The 17,976-nt window shown below is 65.2% G+C and carries 18 protein-coding genes; 7 read left to right on the top strand and 11 right to left on the bottom strand.

What is annotated here, in order from left to right; translation table 11 throughout:
- Positions 1-371 precede the first annotated feature (371 nt).
- The 6 genes from ACWDUN_RS22755 to ACWDUN_RS22730 all read right to left on the bottom strand — a co-directional run bounded on the left by ACWDUN_RS22755 (position 372) and on the right by ACWDUN_RS22730 (position 8,241).
- Complete coding sequence (locus ACWDUN_RS22755) at positions 372-848, bottom strand: hypothetical protein (protein WP_449932273.1); 477 nt, start codon at positions 846-848, stop codon at positions 372-374.
- A 25-nt stretch (positions 849-873) separates the two neighbouring features.
- The gene (locus ACWDUN_RS22750) at positions 874-1,296 is read right to left on the bottom strand and encodes a hypothetical protein (RefSeq protein WP_449932272.1); all 423 of its coding nucleotides are present in this window, start codon (positions 1,294-1,296) and stop codon (positions 874-876) included.
- A gap of 461 nt (positions 1,297-1,757) precedes the next feature.
- Positions 1,758-5,099 carry a type ISP restriction/modification enzyme gene (locus ACWDUN_RS22745; protein ID WP_449932271.1) on the bottom strand — a complete coding sequence of 1,114 codons (3,342 nt, stop codon included), beginning with the start codon at positions 5,097-5,099 and terminating at the stop codon, positions 1,758-1,760.
- 127 nt (positions 5,100-5,226) lie between these two features.
- Complete coding sequence (locus tag ACWDUN_RS22740; protein ID WP_449932270.1) at positions 5,227-6,999, bottom strand: hypothetical protein; 1,773 nt, start codon at positions 6,997-6,999, stop codon at positions 5,227-5,229.
- Entirely contained in the window at positions 6,996-7,697 is a 702-nt protein-coding gene (locus ACWDUN_RS22735) for a hypothetical protein (protein WP_449932269.1), read from the bottom strand. The genes ACWDUN_RS22740 and ACWDUN_RS22735 overlap by 4 nt, the downstream gene beginning before the upstream one ends.
- Before the next feature lie 241 nt (positions 7,698-7,938).
- Positions 7,939-8,241 (bottom strand): MarR family transcriptional regulator, encoded by a 303-nt coding sequence (locus ACWDUN_RS22730; protein WP_449932268.1) that lies wholly within the window; start codon positions 8,239-8,241, stop codon positions 7,939-7,941.
- 254 nt (positions 8,242-8,495) lie between these two features.
- Between ACWDUN_RS22730 and ACWDUN_RS22725 the strand changes: the two genes are divergently transcribed.
- The 4 genes from ACWDUN_RS22725 to ACWDUN_RS22710 are packed head-to-tail and all read left to right on the top strand — an operon-like array spanning position 8,496 to position 11,001.
- Complete coding sequence (locus ACWDUN_RS22725; RefSeq protein ID WP_449932267.1) at positions 8,496-9,425, top strand: ArdC-like ssDNA-binding domain-containing protein; 930 nt, start codon at positions 8,496-8,498, stop codon at positions 9,423-9,425.
- Positions 9,426-9,432: 7 nt separating this feature from the next.
- Complete coding sequence (locus tag ACWDUN_RS22720; protein WP_449932266.1) at positions 9,433-9,624, top strand: hypothetical protein; 192 nt, start codon at positions 9,433-9,435, stop codon at positions 9,622-9,624.
- Positions 9,614-10,201 (top strand): hypothetical protein, encoded by a 588-nt coding sequence (locus ACWDUN_RS22715; protein WP_449932355.1) that lies wholly within the window; start codon positions 9,614-9,616, stop codon positions 10,199-10,201. Before ACWDUN_RS22720 ends, ACWDUN_RS22715 begins: the two co-directional genes overlap by 11 nt.
- The gene (locus ACWDUN_RS22710; RefSeq protein WP_449932265.1) at positions 10,198-11,001 is read left to right on the top strand and encodes a hypothetical protein; all 804 of its coding nucleotides are present in this window, start codon (positions 10,198-10,200) and stop codon (positions 10,999-11,001) included. The genes ACWDUN_RS22715 and ACWDUN_RS22710 overlap by 4 nt, the downstream gene beginning before the upstream one ends.
- 81 nt (positions 11,002-11,082) lie before the next feature.
- Here ACWDUN_RS22710 and ACWDUN_RS22705 read toward each other — a convergent pair whose 3' ends face one another.
- The 3 genes from ACWDUN_RS22705 to ACWDUN_RS22695 form a co-directional block, all read right to left on the bottom strand.
- Positions 11,083-11,361 carry a helix-turn-helix domain-containing protein gene (locus tag ACWDUN_RS22705; RefSeq protein ID WP_268787151.1) on the bottom strand — a complete coding sequence of 93 codons (279 nt, stop codon included), beginning with the start codon at positions 11,359-11,361 and terminating at the stop codon, positions 11,083-11,085.
- An 80-nt stretch (positions 11,362-11,441) separates the two neighbouring features.
- A complete protein-coding gene (locus ACWDUN_RS22700; protein ID WP_268787150.1) occupies positions 11,442-12,125 on the bottom strand; it encodes an Rv1815 family serine proteinase in 684 nt (227 codons plus the stop codon).
- Complete coding sequence (locus ACWDUN_RS22695; protein ID WP_449932264.1) at positions 12,122-12,415, bottom strand: hypothetical protein; 294 nt, start codon at positions 12,413-12,415, stop codon at positions 12,122-12,124. Before ACWDUN_RS22695 ends, ACWDUN_RS22700 begins: the two co-directional genes overlap by 4 nt.
- 571 nt (positions 12,416-12,986) lie before the next feature.
- On the opposite strand from ACWDUN_RS22695, the gene ACWDUN_RS22690 reads away from it, so the two are divergent.
- From ACWDUN_RS22690 to ACWDUN_RS22680, 3 genes are all read left to right on the top strand, one after another.
- Positions 12,987-14,657, top strand: coding sequence for a ParB/RepB/Spo0J family partition protein (locus tag ACWDUN_RS22690; protein ID WP_449932263.1), 1,671 nt, complete (start codon positions 12,987-12,989; stop codon positions 14,655-14,657).
- A gap of 87 nt (positions 14,658-14,744) precedes the next feature.
- The gene (locus tag ACWDUN_RS22685; RefSeq protein ID WP_268787147.1) at positions 14,745-15,614 is read left to right on the top strand and encodes a ParA family protein; all 870 of its coding nucleotides are present in this window, start codon (positions 14,745-14,747) and stop codon (positions 15,612-15,614) included.
- Complete coding sequence (locus ACWDUN_RS22680; protein WP_449932262.1) at positions 15,607-15,861, top strand: hypothetical protein; 255 nt, start codon at positions 15,607-15,609, stop codon at positions 15,859-15,861. The genes ACWDUN_RS22685 and ACWDUN_RS22680 overlap by 8 nt, the downstream gene beginning before the upstream one ends.
- 66 nt (positions 15,862-15,927) lie before the next feature.
- Here ACWDUN_RS22680 and ACWDUN_RS22675 read toward each other — a convergent pair whose 3' ends face one another.
- Positions 15,928-16,611 (bottom strand): hypothetical protein, encoded by a 684-nt coding sequence (locus ACWDUN_RS22675; protein WP_449932261.1) that lies wholly within the window; start codon positions 16,609-16,611, stop codon positions 15,928-15,930.
- The gene (locus ACWDUN_RS22670; RefSeq protein ID WP_449932260.1) at positions 16,608-17,537 is read right to left on the bottom strand and encodes a ParA family protein; all 930 of its coding nucleotides are present in this window, start codon (positions 17,535-17,537) and stop codon (positions 16,608-16,610) included. Before ACWDUN_RS22670 ends, ACWDUN_RS22675 begins: the two co-directional genes overlap by 4 nt.
- Positions 17,538-17,976: the final 439 nt, after the last annotated feature.

Here is a 17,976-nt window from a genome sequence, read left to right as displayed (position 1 = left end):
TCGAGCAGGTCAGCCACTGTGTCGCCTCGTGTCTGCGCACCGGTGGGCAGCGGGTTCGCGCGTGATGGCGACCACGACGTACAGCCAGCCCACCGACACACTGGTGCGCGTGGCGGACAGGCGTGGAAGCAGCCATAGCGGTGGGCCGGTGTTGCAGTGCAGGTAAAGATTTGAGCGCCTGATAGGGATTCGCCGGGTTCGGTTGATCTGGCCGTGCTGGGTTCGAAGGCGCATGCGGCGCGCCCGGTCGAGGTCGGTGTCGGTGAATCCGGTTGGGCGCGCAGATCGGAATGTAGCGCATTGACCGTTGGGGGAGGTGATGGTCACCTCTCGGCGGTCGTCTGTGACTCGAACGGTGTTGTTGTCCAACGCTACTCGTGCCCCAACGATCGGTCGACGCGTCCGTAGAGCCATTCGTCGCGGGCCGCCGCGTGGCGGGCCTGGGCGGCGATCCGTTGGCGGTGAAGATCACGGACGCACCGGCGGGTCAGACGGCGGCCCCGGCGGCCGCGGGGGTGAGCGTGTGCAAGCACATTGAGCTGCGTAGCGGTGAGTCCCGATGGAGCTCCAGTGTCCTTGTCGTGGGCGGTGATGACGATGTTGCCGCGCAGTAGGGGCATGTTGCGTGTGTCGAAGTCGGTGTATGCGGCGAAGATCTCGGTGGCCGCCATGTTGACGCGGTGGTGGTTGGGCCGGGTCGAGGGTGTGAACCAGAAGTCAAATTGACCGTCGCTGCTGCTGAGGGATTCGAGATCGTTGTTGCGCACGAATTCTGCGATCGTCTCGGTTCCGGCGAGGTCGATGATGTACAGGCATCCGTTGTGGCTGGCATGTAGCGCTTTGAACACGGCTATCCCCTTCGGTGTTTGGGTTTCAGTGCACCGGGTGCAGGTCCTCATCGCGACTGGCTGCGTCGCGGCGGCATTGGGCGTCGTGGACGTAGCGGCGAGCCATCCGGCGGTGGTCTCGCCAGCGGGGTCGAGTTTGGAGGAGATGGTCTAGCTGCGGCTGAGTGCAGCTGGCCAAGTTTCCACGAGCGTCGTTGGCGGTGATGATCACATCGCCGCGCAGCAGCGGCACAGTGGCTGGGGTAAAGCTGGTCAGAGCGAGAAGCAGTTCGGTAGCGCGGCGGTTGACTGGCTTGAGCGAGGGCACGAACCAGAATGTGTAGTGGCCGGCGTGGCTAGTCAGGCTTGCGTGGTCGCCGGTGCCGATTGTGGTGACGATGGCGCTCTCGGCAGTGAGGGCGATCGCGGTGAAAGCACCGTCGGGGGTGACGTGTAGCGCGGCGGGCATGAGTGGGAGTCCCTTGGGTCGTCGGTGTTTCTCTGGCCTGTTGTTTCGACGCTAGGGCGGCGAAGCACCCGAATCCAGAGGAGCTCCGAGCTGCAGCGATGGCTGAGGACGTGTCGCGACTCACGCGTGTTTCCCACGGTCGCAGCGCGCTCTCATGAGTCGCAAACTGGAGCGGTCCCCGGATTCTGCGTTCGAAGAGTCGGCCTGCTCGCCGGTGCCGGCGGTCTTGGTGTGCTCGGCGGGGGTGGTCGCGTCATCGCCCTTGACGCGGTCCTTCCGGCGGCGCTCATCTTGTTCTCGGCGGCGTCCTGGTCGTCGTCAGTGCGGGGATCGGTCCGGTCGCTCGCGGCATCTGCTCTTCCAGCGACTGGCGCAACTTCCGACGACGCATCATCCGCTCGCCGCGCCTAGCCTGGCGCCACTGCACGATTGTGCGTTGTTCGCGGTCGACCCTGCGGGCGTCAGCTTCCAGTGAAGGTGAATCCGAGTTGGCCGTCGGTATCGTCGTCGGCCTGGGCTTCCCTGGCTACCGGAGCCTGATTGGGGCGCCGCTGCGGATCGTTGGCCGCACCCGGCCAATCCACGCCCGCCGAGGCCAGATCGGAGTAGCTAACCACTGGCCTGTCCAGGATTCGTCCGAGCAGCTCAGCTTGCGCCTCCTCCAGCTCGGCGAGGCGACTGAGCACCGAAAGCAGGTCGATGAGCTCACCATTCCACTCTGCTGGCCAGGCCGAGGCGTTGATGTCATCCAGTGCACTGGACCGACGGCCAGTCGGGTTGGCTTTGCGGTAGTTGATCCACGATTTGATGACGGCGCGGCCCCCGACCGTGTAGTCCCAGACCGCCGCCGGGACCGGACCGAACGAGCCTGACCCGATACTCAGTACTGCGGCCTCGGGGTCGTAGCTGGCGTCCACCGGTAGGGAACCTACCGCGGTCAGATTGGTGATTCGCCGGGGATCATCGGCCGGATAGCGGATTCCGCCGTCGTGCCCTTCCGTGAAGGCCTGCCCGTATGTGTGCAACCACACCACTTCACGCCCGAGGTGGATTGCACGTTCGAACAGTTCAGCGTCATCGGTGATTGGGATCCGCACCCCTGGGGTGTCCAGCTCTTCAGCGAACCGCTGGGTGAATCCCGGGTGCGCGGCCACGCCGGCGACGTAGGCGACAAGGTCGTCCGCCGATAGGGCACGGCCGCTGATCGTCGAGAGGGCTCCGAGCAGCCCTTTGGCCACATTCGCCCGGCCACCGGGATGCATCATCGGCAGCACCCGACCACCACGCCCGTTGAAATGATGGGCATCAGGGATCAACGCCGAGAACACTACGGCCGGTCCGTCGGCTATGGGTTGCGAATGCTGCTCAACAACAAAAACCTGGCCGGGGCGACGGGCCGCCCATAGCTCGGGGCGTGACCTATCCAGCAGTCGGCGATCAGCTACGATCCACTGCCGGTCGAAACTTCGGCATCCGTAGCGGACGATGGCCGGCGACTTGAGATAGGCCGAGGTTTCCGAGGCGAACGGCCGCGTGGTGTTTGGCTCGGTATCCGCAGCGCCGAAGGGATCCTTGGTCATCGCAAGAGTGGATGCGTCAGTTTCCTTGAACAATTCTGCCTTGCGCGCCAAATCAGTCTCCGCGACAAGGGCTTTCAGTCGCTCTTTGAGCACACCTGAGGCAGGGGCGCTGGGCCAGTTGCGATTGGCCGTCACCCCGGTGCTGCTCCACGGCAGAAGATCATTCAGCGCGGGGTAATCGTCCCATTGAGATTGAGCGGCGGGTGTGAACGGGGCCTGCCACGCTGTGCGTGTGGGCTGCCAGTGCGGGCCGTCCAAGCTCAACGTCTTTAGCGCGGAGTACTTCTCATTGCGATGGCCATGCACTGCGGTGTAGTGAACGATTGCTGGGACTTGCGGATCACAGTCCGGGGTTCGGGTGAAGATGGCGATCGCCAAAGGCTGCTGCACACCCGGGAAGATGCGAGTCGCAACTTCTGGACGTTGCCCTTCCGGTGAAACATCGACGATCCAGCCTTCGGTGGTGTTGCGCCTCAGATACTCGCGCATTCCTTTGAACCCCGGCCCACGCAAGTAACCTGAGGTCGTGATGTAGCACACCACGCCGGTGTCGCCATCTGGCTGATCAGCGTTGGCGTCAAACACCTTCCATGTGCCCCACCGCCAGAAGTACACGTACAGATTCTTCAGATTGAACTCATGACGACCGTTTCCCTCGGCTCGAAAATCGTCTAGCGGTCGGTACGGATCAGCGCCGCTGCCGTTCTCAACCCATGCCCCCATACCATCAGCGCGCTCGCGGTAAGGCGGGTTGCCGATAACCACAGTGACTTTCGTCTTCGCCTTGACCCGGGCTGCGCGCTTGCGTGATCGGCTGATCAGCTCTAGGCCTGATCCAAGCTGCGACTGCTCGGCGTACGGGTCGTCGAGCGTGTCCGTCACGAACAACCCCAATCCGTTCTCCGGAAGGGTGGCGCCGATGTCAGCTAGCAGATCCGTAGCGCGCAACTCCGCGACCGCGAACGGGCCCATCTGCAATTCGAACCCGTAGAGTCGCGTCGCTAGATCGCTGACCGCTGCTGCGACTGCTCCTTTGCCGTCACGGGCCTCCACTCGCTCAGCGACATGTTCGATGACCTGTTGTAGGTACCCGCCGGTGCCCATCGCTGGGTCCGCTACCACCACTGATGGATCGGCGAAGCCCTCTGGTCGATCGAGGCGCCGCACGAGTACATCCTCGGCGAGCCGCACCATCTCCTCGATCACCTGGTGCGGCGTGTAGTACGAGCCCGAGAGCTTGCGCAGGTCGGGGTCGTATTCTCCCAGGAATCGCTCATAGAGATGCAGATAGGTATCTCTATTTCCTGCACGCACTTTCGGCCAGTCCACGGCCCCGATCACGCGTACCAATAGATCCAGTGTCACCCGAAAGTCGGCAGCCACATAGTCGGTGAGTAGCTGCAGCGCGCGAGACATCAGGGAGTGTTGCCCGGCCAGTTTCACACCGACTTCGTGCAGTCCCGAGGCCGTGATGTCGATGTTTTCGGTGCGCGCCAGAAGCAGCGCGAAGGTCACCGCCTGGGCGTATCCGTCGGCGAACACTTTGTCATCGGCGGTGGGGAATAGCAGGGCTCGCCAGTCCCTGGCCAGCCCGTGGAACGGTTGGGCGCTTTCGCGCGCGCCAGCGGCGATGGCGCGCGTTTCTTTATCGAGTTGGTCGAGGACTTCGCCTCGTAGTAGCCGGCACAGCGGTGCTACTTCGCGTACAAGTGCGATTACGCCGGTGATGTCGATCGGGTCCCACTTGAGGAATCCGGTTAGCAGGACTTCAAAGTCGTCCCCGCATGTCAGTTTTGGGCCGGCTGTCCGTAGGGTGCCGCCGCTGAGATGAACGGGATCGCCGATCAGCTCACCGTGGTTGTATAACCGCCACTCGGTGCCGTTGGTGTAGATCAGGTTTGGAAGGTCGCGCTGGCGCTGCCATTGGCGCAGGTTGTGTCCGGTGAACGATTCCGGGTCCAGAGCGGCGCCCGGTTTCTTGACTTCAAGGTATCCCGCGATCGCGCCGTTGACTCGGATCGCGTAGTCGGGTCGCACGCCGCGGTCTTTGTCGCTGACCTCGTCGTGCGGCACCACCGACAGTGACAGGTTGTGCCCGGCGGCGGCCAGTAGTGTCTCGATCGGGGACCGGATCGCGGCTTCGGCCTCGCCTGGGCCTGCGAGCTTCTTCTTGCAGACTTCCCCGAGCGCCGACGTCGCATCAAGTAGCCATTGCGCAGGCATCAGCCGTCCCCCACAGTCCGCTTCCCGTGTGCATTAATCCCCATCAAACACCGCTGTTCACGGGTGACTGGGTATTTCCAGGTGCGGCGAGCGTCGGGGTTGATCAACGTCACGCGCCTTGAGTGGTTCAGGACTGCTGGAGGAGGTCGGCCAAGGCGTGGTCGCCGCGGGCGCGCAGGGTTGCCTCGATTTGGTGTGTGGGGCAGTCCAAGGCGGTTGCCAGCGCGGCGGGTGGGTCATCGATGGGGCGGCCAAGGACGTGTAGCCACAGCAGGTGTGCGGGGGTGTTCGGGGGTAGGCGGGTGGCGTGGATGGTGGGTTCGGTGAGGCCGAAGGCCAGAACGATGCGATCGTCGGCGCTGGCGCCGGTGGCGCGTAGCAGGGCGCGGATCGATCCGAGTGTGGCGCCGTTGGTGGAAGAGAGTCTCCAGGTCACGGCGGTCTGTCCGTGTTCGTTGGCGAAGGTTTTTCGTTGGCCGGGGCGGATACGGATGGCAGCTGCGAATGCGGGCGGTAGCGGGCGGCCGGATCCGCGGAGCAGATCGGCGGTCACCGGTAGGAGGAGGCGTGCTTGGTGGGGCGGGTCATGGAATGCTCCGCGCACGGTGCGCAGGTGGGGGAAATCAGGCCACGGGTCTCTGGGTTTGCGGCGACGGATGCGGCCGTCGCGCCGTCTGACGTAGTTCAGCGTCGATAGGTGGGTCTGGATGGAGGTCACTGCGACGTCGGGGAAGGTCGACCGGATTGCCGTGATGAGATCTGCTTGGGTGGCGGCGCCGCCTGCGGCGTCGAGGCAGGTAGTGATGGCGTGGTCGACGTTGACATACTCGGGCAGTTCCCAGGTGCGCAGCGCCCAGGTGGTCCGGCTGGCGCGGCTGAAGCGGTGGTCGTCGGACAGGACCGCGGCGACGGTGGTTAGGCGTACTTCGGGGATGTCGATCAAGTCGGTGACTTCGGCGGGTGTTGCGGGGGCTTTGTGCGCGCGTAGCGCGGCTTCGATCATGTTGGCGGTGGTGTCGGTGTTCCATGGGACGCAGCGGTCGCCGAAGTCGCGCAGAGTCAGGTGTGTTTCGAGGTAGTCGTTTGCGGTCTGCGGTGGCATGCCGATGGCGGTGAGGGCGGTCAACAGTGTTTCGCGGGGTGGGGCTGGGTCGATGGCGAATGCGTTGTTGATCGCGGCGCGTGCTGTGGTGGATCCGCCGATGGTGGTGTTGTCGTACCAGTCGTGGTGGCGGCGGTAGGGGCCGGCGAGGTGGAGCAGTAGGTCGGCGGTGATGTCGTCGGCGGTGATGTTGAGGCGGCGCAGTTCGGTGGTGACCGCGGCGTGCGGTGCGTAGGGGCCCAGTCTGGTGCGCAGCGCGGCGGCGTGGCCGACAAGGGGGTGGTGGGCGGTTTGGGTGAGGAGTTCCTCGAGGCGGGCTTGGGCGCGTCGCTGGTAGCGCCGGATCGAGATGGGCTGCACGCCGAGGTGGCCGGCGAGCTCTGCGTGTGGGGTGGGGGTCTGTGCCCAGGACCGTTGGGACAGGACCGTGATGTCGCGTTCGCTGAGCTCGCTGATAAGTCGGTCGGCGGCGGCGTGGGCGGTGTGTGGTGGTGGGGTGGCCTCGGTGGCCGCTGCTGCGGTGGCGGCGGTGAGGATCGCGGTGATGGTGGTGGGTCCTGAGAGTCTCCAGGTCAGCAGGGATTGTGGGGTGTGTTTGCCGATGTCGCTCCATGTCTGCATGGCGTTGCCGTAGACGGTGCGTGCGCGTCGGGGCAGGAGCGCGTACGGGATCGGGCGGCCGGCGATCGCAGGGAATCCCGGGATGAGGTTCTGCAGCGGGGTGGAGAGGTGCTCGGGTGTGTTCCACCAGTGCCGATTTGTTGGGGTGGCGGCGGCGTGGTCGCGCTGGCGGGTCATGCCCAGTACGGCGGCAGGTGCTCGATGGTCTGTCGGTAGTCAGGTTCGAGGGTCATGAGGTCGAGCTGGTCGTTGCGGCGCTTCATGTCGGGCCACAATCGGACGCGTTCGATGAGCCATTCGTACCAGTCGACGTCCAGGCCGCCGGCGGCCAGACCGGCTCGGTAGGAGGCGGTGGCGAGATCGCGCTCCATTGTGGTGCGCGCGGCGACGGAGTCGGCTGACATCCAGGTTTCGCCGCGCAGGTGGCGCTCGGCGCGTTCGGTGTCGGCCAGGCACGCTTTGATGGCCTCGAACCATTCCTCCAGTGCGGTGCGCCAGCCGACCTTTCTGCCGGGCTCCCAGTCTGCGGGTGCCATGCTGGCGAGGTCGGCGGCGGCTCGGGCGCGTGCTGCTTGCTGGGCGTCGTCGAGATCGCTGGTCGTGTCGGCGGTGATGGCGGTGATGGTGTCGCGCCAGTCGGGTTCCAGTACGCCATCGCGGGCGGCCAGTAGCTGGGTGTGCAGATAACTCAGTTTGGTGATTTGGTAGGTGAATTCGGCGATGGCCGTCTCAGCGTGGGACAGCTTGGCTGCGGCGTCGATGTTCCACTCGAATTCGTCGAACTCGGGTCCCGGCAGGAGGTCGTCGGCATCGGTGACGGTGCGCGGGTTCGGGTCGGTATCGCTGACGTGGTGACTCTGATGCCGATCCATCATGGAACCAAGGTACCCGTGGAGGGGGCATCCTCGTCCTCTTCCCAGACTCCCAAGACGGTGGCCTCCATACGCTGCTCGTAGCAGCCCAGGAGCGCCTCCGCCGCACGCAAATCTGTGCTCGTCGCCCGTCGAGGTCCGCCCTGAACCTGGGCCTTCACGGTGTCGGGTCCCTGCCCGACTCGACCGCCGCTGCGCGCCGGACTGCGCCGAACCGCCACAGGGTCAGTCTTGGCTGTGCGGATCATCGAGGCATCCCGGTGGCATCGTGGAGTTCGTCGTCGGCGTGGCGGCGGCCGATGGTGGTCAGGCGGTAGAGCTTGGATCCGCGCTTGCCCGTCGAGCGGGTTCGGGACTCGACGAGGCCTTTCCGTTCGAGCTGAGTCAGTAGCCGGCTGTGCCCGGAGCGGTCTCGGCCGCCGACGTCCATCGGTCGGACCCATTCGCCGTCGGGGAAGTCGGCGCGGGCAAACGCGATCAGGACCTTGCGCTGGCCTTCGGTCAACGGGCGCGGTGCACGTACTCGACGCGTGTCCGTGGAAGTCATGCCTTCGACGGTAAGAAGCCGCGCAGCCAGATTCCAGAGGAGCTAGCGGCCACCGAGGTCCTCTTGAATGCAGGCGGCGGCTTGCCGATGCTGAATCTGATCCCGCTAGCTGGTGTGTTGCCTGGAGGTGTTGGACGCCGATGTGTCGAGCCGAACATGAACCCGATGGTCCGCGGCGCTGCCCGGGCGATATGCGGGCTGGGTACGCGCGCGCGGCGCGCGGAGTTAAGAGGTTGGAGCGAGCTGAGGCTGCGTTGCTGTCGGAGCTCGCCGGACTCGACGAGTCGGAGGGCGCCGCAGGCTCAGCTGTGCGTGTGCCGGTGTCGTTCGCGGATAAGTCGACGCGGACTGAGGACATCCGGCGTGAGATTGATACGGCGATCGCCGAGTTGGGCACTGGCCCGAAGTGGCAGGAGTGGTTGGACTTCCAGCAACGGTTCCACCGGTACTCGATGAGTAATCAGTTGCTGATCTTGGCGCAGAGGCCTGATGCCCAGCAGGTTGCGGGGTTCAACAAGTGGAAGGAGCTCGGGCGCAGCGTCAATAAGGGCGAGAAGGCGATTTGGATCTACGCTCCGATGGTCAAGAAGGTTGAGGTCGAGGACGCCAACGGCTCCCGTAAAGAGAGCAAGGTTATCGGGTTTAAGCCTGTACCTGTTTATGACGTTGCGTCGACCAGCGGGAAGCCGCTGCCGCAGCCGCCGCAGGTGCCGTACAACCGGGCGTCGGGTAGTGCTCCTGAGGGTATGCACGAGGACCTGGCGGCGCAGGTGAGCGATCATGGGTATGCCCTGGTGTACAAGGATCTTGGCGATGATCCGCGGATCCCTGACGGTTCTACCGATCCGGTGAGCAAGACGGTAACGATCAATAGCAGTTACAGCCACGCTCACCAGGCCAAAACGCTGGCTCATGAGCTCGCTCACATCGAGCTTGGGCACACCGAACGTACTGGTGAGTATCACACTCGCGCGGGTGGACAGCGCTCGACGATGGAGGTCGAGGCCGAGAGCGTCTCCTATGTGGTGGCTCGGCGGTACGGGTTGCGCGAGGAGGGTGAATCGTTCGCCTACATCGAGAGTTGGGCGCGAGGCGATGTGGAGAAGACCCGCAAGACTGCGGAGGCCGTGTGCAAGGCCACCGATCGGATCATGGGTCGTATCAAGCGTTTCCAGGAAGTGTGAGTGGCAGATGTCGAAGCGCGATGGATCGGATGTGGAGGTTTCGATGAGTGGAGTTGTGTCGGTACGTGTCGAGGTGACCGATCCCTGCGATGGGCAGGTCCGTGTATTTGAGGGACCCGATGAGGTCGGCGTGCAACGGCAGGTTGATGAGTTCTTCGGGGTCGAGGAGGCGGACCGCCGTGAGCTCGATGCGGAATGACGTAGCCGCGCTGCGTGAGCACAAGCTCCGGGAGCTAGCGGAAGTGCGCGAGCAGCTCGCTGCAGCACGGCAACGGCTGGTCGACGCGGCGGTCGAGTATGCAGCGACCACCGACGGTCTATGCGAGACCTACCGGCGCTTTGAGCTGGCGAGCGGGGCCGAACGTGACGGGTTACGCGCGGTGTATCTGCGCGGTTTGTCGTTGGCGGATCAGGAGTTTCAACGCCGATGCGCGTTGGGCCACTCACGGGATGGGGATGGTCCACTTCAGGCGTTGCCTGTGGGCAGTTTTGATGACCCGTTGGGACGGTCGTTGATCGAACATCAGGTCATGGGTTGGGCGCGGGTGGGGCGCGGCGCACATCCGGTCGTTGTGGTCGGTCTGGTGCGGTTACTGCCGGACCAGCGCAGCCGTGAGCGGTTGCGTCTTCGGGATAGCGCCGATCCTCTGCTGGGAACCTTCACCAGTACGCTGCCCGATGTGCTGAGACGCGCCTGGGCCGATGCCGAAACCCGGGCCAAGGTGCAGCGTTTTCTGGGGACGCACGCCAGCGCCGTGGGCGGGCTGATCGTATGACTTCGGTGGTGTCGGTGTCGTCGCACGAGGTGGTTGAGGTGGAGACGCCCCAGGAGCGGGCTCAGCGGCGTCTCGGAGAGCTCGGCCGAGCGGCTAGTGGGGTGTTGGAGGTGCTCGCGGCGATCTACCGTGATCAGGATTGGCGCTTCCTTCTCGACCGGGATGGGCAGAGCTACAACGACTTCGGGCATTTCATTCGCGATCAGCTCGGTGGATCAGCGTCGAATGCGCGCCGGTACCGCCAGGGTGTGGAGACCCTGGTTGCGCCCCTGCAGGAGATTGTGGGGCCGGGCACGCAGGTGCCGGTGACGCCCAACGACGTCGCGCTGCTGGGGGTGGAGGGTGCCCGGCAGGTCGTTTCCGCGGCGGCCAGTCGCCTGGGGGAACTCGATGCGGGAGAACAGACTCAGGCCCTGCGGGCGTTGATCGAGGAGAGCATCGCGGCCAGGCCGCGTCGTAGCTCGCCAGTAGTGGTTGTCGATGGGGATCTCGATGAGTTGCCGCCGGCGCCGTCGGCGATAGTCCCGCCCAGTGAGGCCGAGCCGATTGACGAGGCAGGTGGCCCGATGCCGGCCGGCGAGAGCGCGACGGCTGACGGCTCTCGCGCTGTCGTCATGGGGGATTGTTCGGAGGTCGACGCGGGGGCGCTTTGTCGGGCGTTGGCGCTGTTTCGGGACATGGACCCGGCCGTGGCCGCTACCGTTCTGGGCGCCGGCCACGGGCCGGTGGCTGCGGACGAGTGCGTGGAGGCGGCGCGGCGGCTCGCGCGTTTGGGTCAGATCCTCGATGCGACACGATGAGCGCCCTTCCCTATCAGCTCGCTGACCGGGGTCATTGCATGGCGTCCCCGCGGTTTGCGGGTTCGCTTGTGCTGCATGGGCTTAAGGACGCACACCTTTGGACGCTGTTGCCGCCGAGGTCACGGTCAGCTCGATATGGAGCCCTGCCTTGGCGGCCATGTTCAGGAGTGCGTCGACGCTGAATCGTTCGATCTGCCCGCTGGCGAGGTGGGAGATCCGTGGCTGGCTGACATCCAGCTTGGAGGCAGCCTCGGCCTGGGTCCAGTCATTGGTGATGATCCAGTCGTGGATGGCGGCGGCCAGCTGGCGGCGGACGTGGAGGTTGACCGCTTCGCTTGATGGGGTGCGCTGGCCGGGCATCGGGCGGTGGGACCTTCCGGGTTGTTTGGCTGTGTGTCCCAGTGTATTCCGATGAATGCGCGCGGGAGTCTGAGTGAGGGTCAGGCAGTGGCTTCGGCAGCAGCGTAGATGGCGCGCATCATGGTGTCAGGCCAGCTGACCGCGGCGACCTGGCCACCGTTGAGGCCGCGCAGGATGCCGACGATGACGGGCTTTGGCCCGGAGGCCGTGGTGTAGGTGTACACCGGAGCTCCGGAGTCGCCACGCTGGCTGGTCATGCCTGCGGCTTCCATGGTGAACCATCCGTCGTGGACGGCTTCGATGGTGCCGCAGGACGATCCGGTGATGGGTCCGAGCTGGCACACCTTCATTCCCGGCTTAGGCTTGACGCCTGGTTCGGTGATCAGTGGGCGGGTCCCGCTGGGTCCGAGCTGGTTGGTCACCTGGACGTTGGAGTTCAGAGCGATGACCTGGTAGTCGATCACGCTGTCGCGTGGTCCGGTTCGTTTGTGGCCGGCGCGGTTGTGCTCGGAGAGGGCGACGACACCGATCGGTCGGCCGGCCTGGTCGGTGACCGTCTGTGTGGTGGCGCAGTGGCCGGCGGAGTAAGCGATGCGGCGGCGTGTGTCGATGAACCCGATGGCGCACGCGCTATCCCCTTGCTCGATGACCATGCCGGGGTACGCCATCACTGTCGGGCTGGCGGCGGCGGGGATAGGGGCGAGCAGCGTGGCGACGGCGACGGCAACTGCTGCGACGATGAAGCGCATCGGGTGGAGGTTCACGGGCGCAGCTTCTCCTCTTCGGCGATGAATTCCTCGATCTTCTCGACGAGGACATGGTTCGCATAAATTCTGCGGCCTTCGCGAGCCGACCGAAAGAGGAGCGCCTGTTCGAACCTCATTTTCAGGTCGAAGCTGGCTCGGAAGCTGATCTGCACGTCGCCGGCGCTTTTGGGCATTGCCGCGTCCTTTTCCGTCGTCGCCGGCGACTCTTCGGGCCAGCTTCCCAGCATGTTATCCAGCCCATGATCCAGATAGCTAGAGGACTTGGTTGCTGTGTTACTGGCGTTCATGATACCTAGCTTACTTTGTTCATAGTTTCACCGCTAGCTGTCGTGTGATTTTCCTATTTTGCTAGCAAGTTGACGCGTCGTGGTCGAGTGGCGCGCCGCCGGTTAGACCCCGCCCTCCGTTCGAACGTATGCTCGCATTTGTGGCCGGCGCGCTGCGGTGGACTCCTAAGGGCTGGGCGGAGCCGCCCCCTCCCCCGTCGTGTCCTAATGGGCATTCCTGGGGCGCCCCGTTCACGGTGCTGCTTGGTACGGCACATTGCGGCACATGCGGAGTGCACCGCAGTTTTGCGTGCCGCAGGTGCGATGCGATGCTCTATCGACCGCCGAAGACGCCCCGATGTACTTTTGTTGCCCTTGATGGCCGGTCGGCCGATTCCGCCCCCTCCTAGTTCGGCTGACTCCCCATCCGATCTATCGCGGCCCGTTTCGTCACGTGACGGCTGGGGGGCGCGCTGTCGGTGATGCAGCCTGCATCACTGGATCTGTTTGACGAAACGCCGGGAGGTCCTCTTGCGTACGTTCCAATCGATCCATACCGTAATACCGGTATTTAGGAAGGAGCCAGCTTCTAGTGACTGAAACGCCCACCGCCCGCATGCCACGCCGGCCCGCGAAAGCCGCCGGAAAGCGTAAGACTGCGAACCGCTTCGCCCAGTTCGCCGGCGGAGACGCCGCCGACATCCACTCCCCCGCAGCCGGTGACGGATCGCCCGACGACTCCGGACTCATCGGTGGAATGTCGGCCATCGCCGCCGACAGCGCCCACCGGGTCCTGCAGCTGCCCGTCAACGAGATCGCGCCCCACCCGTTCAACGCCGCCCAACGCTCCCAGCCTCAGCCCGACGACCCGAAATGGGAAGAGCTGTTGGCCTCCGTTCGTGCAAACGGGGTACGACTGCCGCTGCTGGCCGTTGGCCGGGAAGCATTCGTCGCCGCACGGCCTGAGGCCGGTTCGTCTATCGACGCCGGCTATCGATACGTGCTCATCTACGGGCATCGGCGCCGGATCGCCGCACTGGAGGCCGGACGGCAGTCGGTCCCCGTGGTCGTCGACGACGCGATCCTCGCCGACAACGGCGACCTCGATGCTATGGCGACCGAGAACCTTGGTCGCGAGGATCTCCCCGCCCTTGCCGAGGCTGAGCTGTTCGCAAGATACTCCGACCTTGGTCTGTCCCAGCGTGCGATCGCCGAGCGCCTGGGCGTCAACCAGGCCACGGTTTCGCGGCGTCTGGCGCTGCTTCTGCTGGCGCCCGAGGTTCGCAAGGCCGTGGAGACTGGGCGTCTCCCCAGCGCCGAAGCGGCCATCCTGTCCGGCATGCTGCCCTACGGCCCCCCGCGTCGCTGGCAGAAAGGTACGGACCCCGACCAAGGCAGCGATCGTCGCCGAGACGAGCAGGTCGAGGCACAGCGTCTCGTCGTGCAGCACAACTGGACGGCATCGCGAGCCGCGGAACGCGTCATCGCTGAACGGGAATCACGCGCCGAAGCGCACGGCCTCGGAGTCGTTCTGGTCGAGGATCCCCGTGCCGAGCTGGGTGAGCATTACATCGACCATCGCATCAGCCGTGACGAGTACCGGCCGGGCGCCGACGTGGTGGGAGCGATCAATTCCGGTACGGGATACCTCGATCTCTATGTGCGCGCGCTGGCGTCCCCCGATCAGTCTCCGCCGCTGTCCGACGACGACGGGGACAGTGACGATGGCGGCCTCGGACCTGTCAACGGCCATACGCCCACGGAGTCAGCGCCGCCGCGTGAAGATCCGGCTCGCACCGCCAGCGATCCACCTCCGGCGGCGGCCGGCGACGACCCCCAGGAAGAGCCGGTCGCGGTAGACCCGGAGGCGGCGCGGCGCGCCGAAGACGCCGCGGCGGCCGCAGCGGCTCAGGCACATCGCCGCCAGGCCTGCTCCACGCTCATCGGACTTGCACCCACCAACGCAGAGCTACTCAAAACCCTCGTACGGCAGTACTTGTCCGGGGTGGCGGTGCGGTGCCAGACCTCAGCGGTGCGGGCACTGCTACGCGACTGGGACTCCCACGTCGAGGGCAACTCGGACAAGGCTCGGTCCACGATGGCATGGCATCGTGCGGTGGCCGCTGACGAACTGCACACCGCCGAGTTGAAGGACAAGATGTGGGATGACGATGCGGTTTCCCACGTCGAACGACTGATCGACCGCGTCGGCTACCAACCCACGGAATGGGAACGTCGCCAGCTCGACGCTGCTCGCCCGTGATGCAGCCTGCATCACCGCCCACCCCGCCGACCGTGATGCAGGCTGCATCACGGCGGCGCCCCACCGCCTGAGACAGGAGAACCTTCGATGCCCACCTACACCGTTGCCAACATGTCCGGCAGTGTCGGTAAGACCACCACCGTGGTCACCACCGCCGTCCTCCTCGCCGCCTCCGGGCTGCGTGTCCGCGTTGTCGATCTCGATCCGCAGGCCAACGCGAGCACCTGGCTGGGCTACCCCGATATCAGCGGATCCACCGTGGCTGATGTCCTGCGTCTGAACTGCACCATCGACGACATCGAGCGTCCTGCTCGTGTCCTGGCCGACTACGACGATCAAGGTCCGGTGTACACCGACGCCGAGGAAGGGCAGATTCCCAATCTCACGGTGGTCCCTGCGGCACGATCGACGCTCGACAAGCTCATGGTGGAACTGCCGGCGGTCACTGGTGGTGTGACACGGCTGCGTGAGGCCATGGAGTCCGCCGCGCCGGTCGATGTCACGCTCATCGACTCCCCCGGCTCGAACAGTGCGCTCGTGACGACGGCACTGATTGCCTCCTCGACCGAGGAAGAGGGCCCGGCGGGATCCTGGGGCCTGATCACGTGCACGAAGCCCTCAGGCAAGGAAGCAGAGGGCATTCAGGACTTGCTGCGTGAGCTTGCGGTGCTTAAAAAGACCTATCGGATCGACATTCCGCTACTGGCCATTGTGCCCTGCGCTGTGCCCTCCAGCGGGACCGTGTATCGCCAGCAGATGGAGTATCTACATGAGGGCTTCGATGCGAAGGTGACCCCTGCGGTTCGACGTAGCTCCATCGTGGACGAGGCGTACACGAACTACACGCCGGTGCCGCTGTACGGCTACCGAGCCAAAGACGTCACCCACGACTATCAGGCCGTTGTCGATCACATGAAGAGTCAGGGGATGTTCCGGCCCGCATCCATCCATGCCTGATCAAGATTCGCGGCGTCGCGCCGGGGATTCCACCGAGGTCAGCAAGGTCAACATTCCACGGGATCTGCACCGGCGTGCGCGCGCGGCGGTGCGAATCGTTCAACGGGTCACGGGGCGGCCTTACACCTTCGCTCAGTTCGTTCGTGAGGCGTTCATTGCCCAGCTGGCCGTCATCGCGCGCGACTACAACCGCGGGGCTGAGATCTACCCGGACGACGAGCCGTTGGGGCCGGGCCGGCCACGCTAGGTCTTGAGCTGCGTGAGGGTGGCGGGTGATGCAGGCTGCATCACCATCGCCTCAGGTGTGAGGCTGCTACCGCGGTCCCGGGAGTAGTCCGAACTCGTAGCGCAGCGCTTGCTCTACCAGAGCACTGCGGGTGCCTGCACCCCACCGCTGCACGAGCTCGTCGAGACGTTCGGCGTTGCCGGCGGTGACACCGGACAGGACCACCGTCCGTGGCGCGGTCAGGTGCCGACGTCGCGGGGGAACCGCTGTTGCTGACGGACGCTCGAAGAGCTGTCCGTCGGCGATCGTTATCTGCGGGACCGTCCACGTGGTTTGGAGCCGGCTGGCGTGGGCCTCGATCGCGTCCAGGACGATGGCGCCCATGGTCCTGGCCAGCCCCCGTCGCACCTTCTTCTCGGCATTCTGCACTCGGTAGAGCTCGTCATAGACCTCGGCGGACAGCAAGGCCTCAGGTGGGCGGTGTCGCTTCGACGACGTGGGACGCGCTGCCGGCTCCGTGTCGCGGGCACTTTGGTGTGTGCCCGGCGACGGCACCGAAGGGAGCCGCGGCGCCGTTCGAGTACGTGGTTCCGACACCGCTTCTGCCGGTGGTTGCGGCGGCGATTTCGGTGGCGCTGCGGTCTCGGTGGCGGCGGGCATCGGTCCGGTTTCATCCCGGGGCTGCGCGGGCCGGGATGGCCACAGGTCGTCGAGGTCGTCGTCAAGAGCGTTGGGGTCGAAGACGGCTTTGCGGCGTGTGGGCGTGCTCATCCGACCCTCTCCCCCACGGCCGCCGCTTCGTAGCTCACGAGGCGAGACACGATCTGGCGCACGAGCTCCTGATAGTCGGCGGCCAGTCCAGTCGGGTCGCTTGACCACAAGGCCCGTTCGGGGCGCTGTTTGTCGCGCAGTCTGGTCAGTCGACTGCGCCGTTCGTCGTGAGCGAGGGCCACGAGTTCGCCAGCAGTCCGGTGCAGGGTGCGCATGTCCACCGCCGCGGCCGGAGCCGATCGAATGGTGATGTCGAAGGGGCTTGTGCCGCTACCGGCCAGCATGTCGTTGACCTGTGTAAACACTTCCTCGTTGCGTTTGGTAGCGCGGGGGTTCACATCGAAGAGCAGCACTCCGAGCAGTTGGATGGAGGCGCCATGTTTTCGGGCTCGCCAGAAGCGGCGAGCTAAGCGTTCGACGCCGCCGAGGCTGGCCTGGTCTGCCCGGGTCGGAATGAGCAGATAGTTCGCGACCGACAGATAGGTGTCCAGGAGTGGCACGTCTCCGGGCCCAGAGTCGATCAGCACGACGTCGTAGCCTTCGGAGTCGCACAGTGCTTGAAGTTGGGTCTGCATATTGGTGGCCATGTCGATGCCGTTCTCGGCGATGGTGTTGGCTGCTGCGCCCACGACGGCCAGCTGCGGTCCCCCAGCGATGACGTCGAGGTGGGTGCGCACGTCGCGTACCGGCGTCAGCGGCGTCCCGAACTGCAGCGTAGCGGCCAGCGATTGGCCACGGTCGCCGTCGACACCGAGGTCCTCCATAGTCACGTTGGCCTGTGGGTCACCGTCAACGACGAGGACCCGCCGACCGCGCTTTCCGGCGGTAGCGATCATTTCGGCAACCGCGGCAACGGTGGTCGATTTTCCGACGCCGCCCTTCTGATTGGCCACGAGGATCGTTCGGGCCGGTCCGGTCATTGTCATGCGTGCACCGTAGGTCTGTTCGTCCGTGGCCTCTTGGCGACGCACACGGGTGAGTCCGAACTGTTACCCGTGTGATTGGTGGTGCGTGTGGTGTTGCGGCGCCATGTGCTGGTCAACGCCAGGCGTGACGCCGCGGAATGCGTGAGTGGGTGCGAGCGGGTCAACGTCGGTGTCGTGCCGCGTGAGTCGCGGTGTACGCCACCATGGTTGTCGGGGCGTTGACACGCCCGAGTAATGGGTCGGGCCTGAGGGCGAATGTTCGTTCGTTGACACGGGCGTGCGGATCGGCGTGTGCCAGGGCGTGCGTTGGACGGTGTATGCCCGTCGTCTTGCCCGTGTGATTGTCCGTGATAGACCCGTATTCTGCAGGTCAGCGACTTTTTCACGGACCTATATTCCGAGGCTTGCGCCCAAGGTCCGGTCATCGCGTGGCCGACGC

It is taken from the genome of Mycobacterium sp. NPDC003323, assembly GCF_053589535.1.
Note: the sequence above shows the minus strand (reverse complement) of the source record. Positions and strands in the feature narration are given on the sequence as shown.

What these genes read in the sequence shown, in the direction of transcription:
- ACWDUN_RS22750 (WP_449932272.1), bottom strand. Translation starts at nt 1,296, where the DNA reads ATGCCCGCCGCGCTACACGTCACCCCCGACGGTGCTTTCACCGCGATC.
- ACWDUN_RS22745 (WP_449932271.1), bottom strand. Translation starts at nt 5,099, where the DNA reads ATGCCTGCGCAATGGCTACTTGATGCGACGTCGGCGCTCGGGGAAGTC.
- ACWDUN_RS22740 (WP_449932270.1), bottom strand. Translation starts at nt 6,999, where the DNA reads ATGACCCGCCAGCGCGACCACGCCGCCGCCACCCCAACAAATCGGCAC.
- ACWDUN_RS22735 (WP_449932269.1), bottom strand. Translation starts at nt 7,697, where the DNA reads ATGATGGATCGGCATCAGAGTCACCACGTCAGCGATACCGACCCGAAC.
- ACWDUN_RS22730 (WP_449932268.1), bottom strand. Translation starts at nt 8,241, where the DNA reads ATGACTTCCACGGACACGCGTCGAGTACGTGCACCGCGCCCGTTGACC.
- ACWDUN_RS22720 (WP_449932266.1), top strand. Translation starts at nt 9,433, where the DNA reads ATGTCGAAGCGCGATGGATCGGATGTGGAGGTTTCGATGAGTGGAGTT.
- ACWDUN_RS22715 (WP_449932355.1), top strand. Translation starts at nt 9,614, where the DNA reads ATGCGGAATGACGTAGCCGCGCTGCGTGAGCACAAGCTCCGGGAGCTA.
- ACWDUN_RS22710 (WP_449932265.1), top strand. Translation starts at nt 10,198, where the DNA reads ATGACTTCGGTGGTGTCGGTGTCGTCGCACGAGGTGGTTGAGGTGGAG.
- ACWDUN_RS22705 (WP_268787151.1), bottom strand. Translation starts at nt 11,361, where the DNA reads ATGCCCGGCCAGCGCACCCCATCAAGCGAAGCGGTCAACCTCCACGTC.
- ACWDUN_RS22695 (WP_449932264.1), bottom strand. Translation starts at nt 12,415, where the DNA reads ATGAACGCCAGTAACACAGCAACCAAGTCCTCTAGCTATCTGGATCAT.
- ACWDUN_RS22685 (WP_268787147.1), top strand. Translation starts at nt 14,745, where the DNA reads ATGCCCACCTACACCGTTGCCAACATGTCCGGCAGTGTCGGTAAGACC.
- ACWDUN_RS22680 (WP_449932262.1), top strand. Translation starts at nt 15,607, where the DNA reads ATGCCTGATCAAGATTCGCGGCGTCGCGCCGGGGATTCCACCGAGGTC.
- ACWDUN_RS22675 (WP_449932261.1), bottom strand. Translation starts at nt 16,611, where the DNA reads ATGAGCACGCCCACACGCCGCAAAGCCGTCTTCGACCCCAACGCTCTT.
- ACWDUN_RS22670 (WP_449932260.1), bottom strand. Translation starts at nt 17,537, where the DNA reads ATGACAATGACCGGACCGGCCCGAACGATCCTCGTGGCCAATCAGAAG.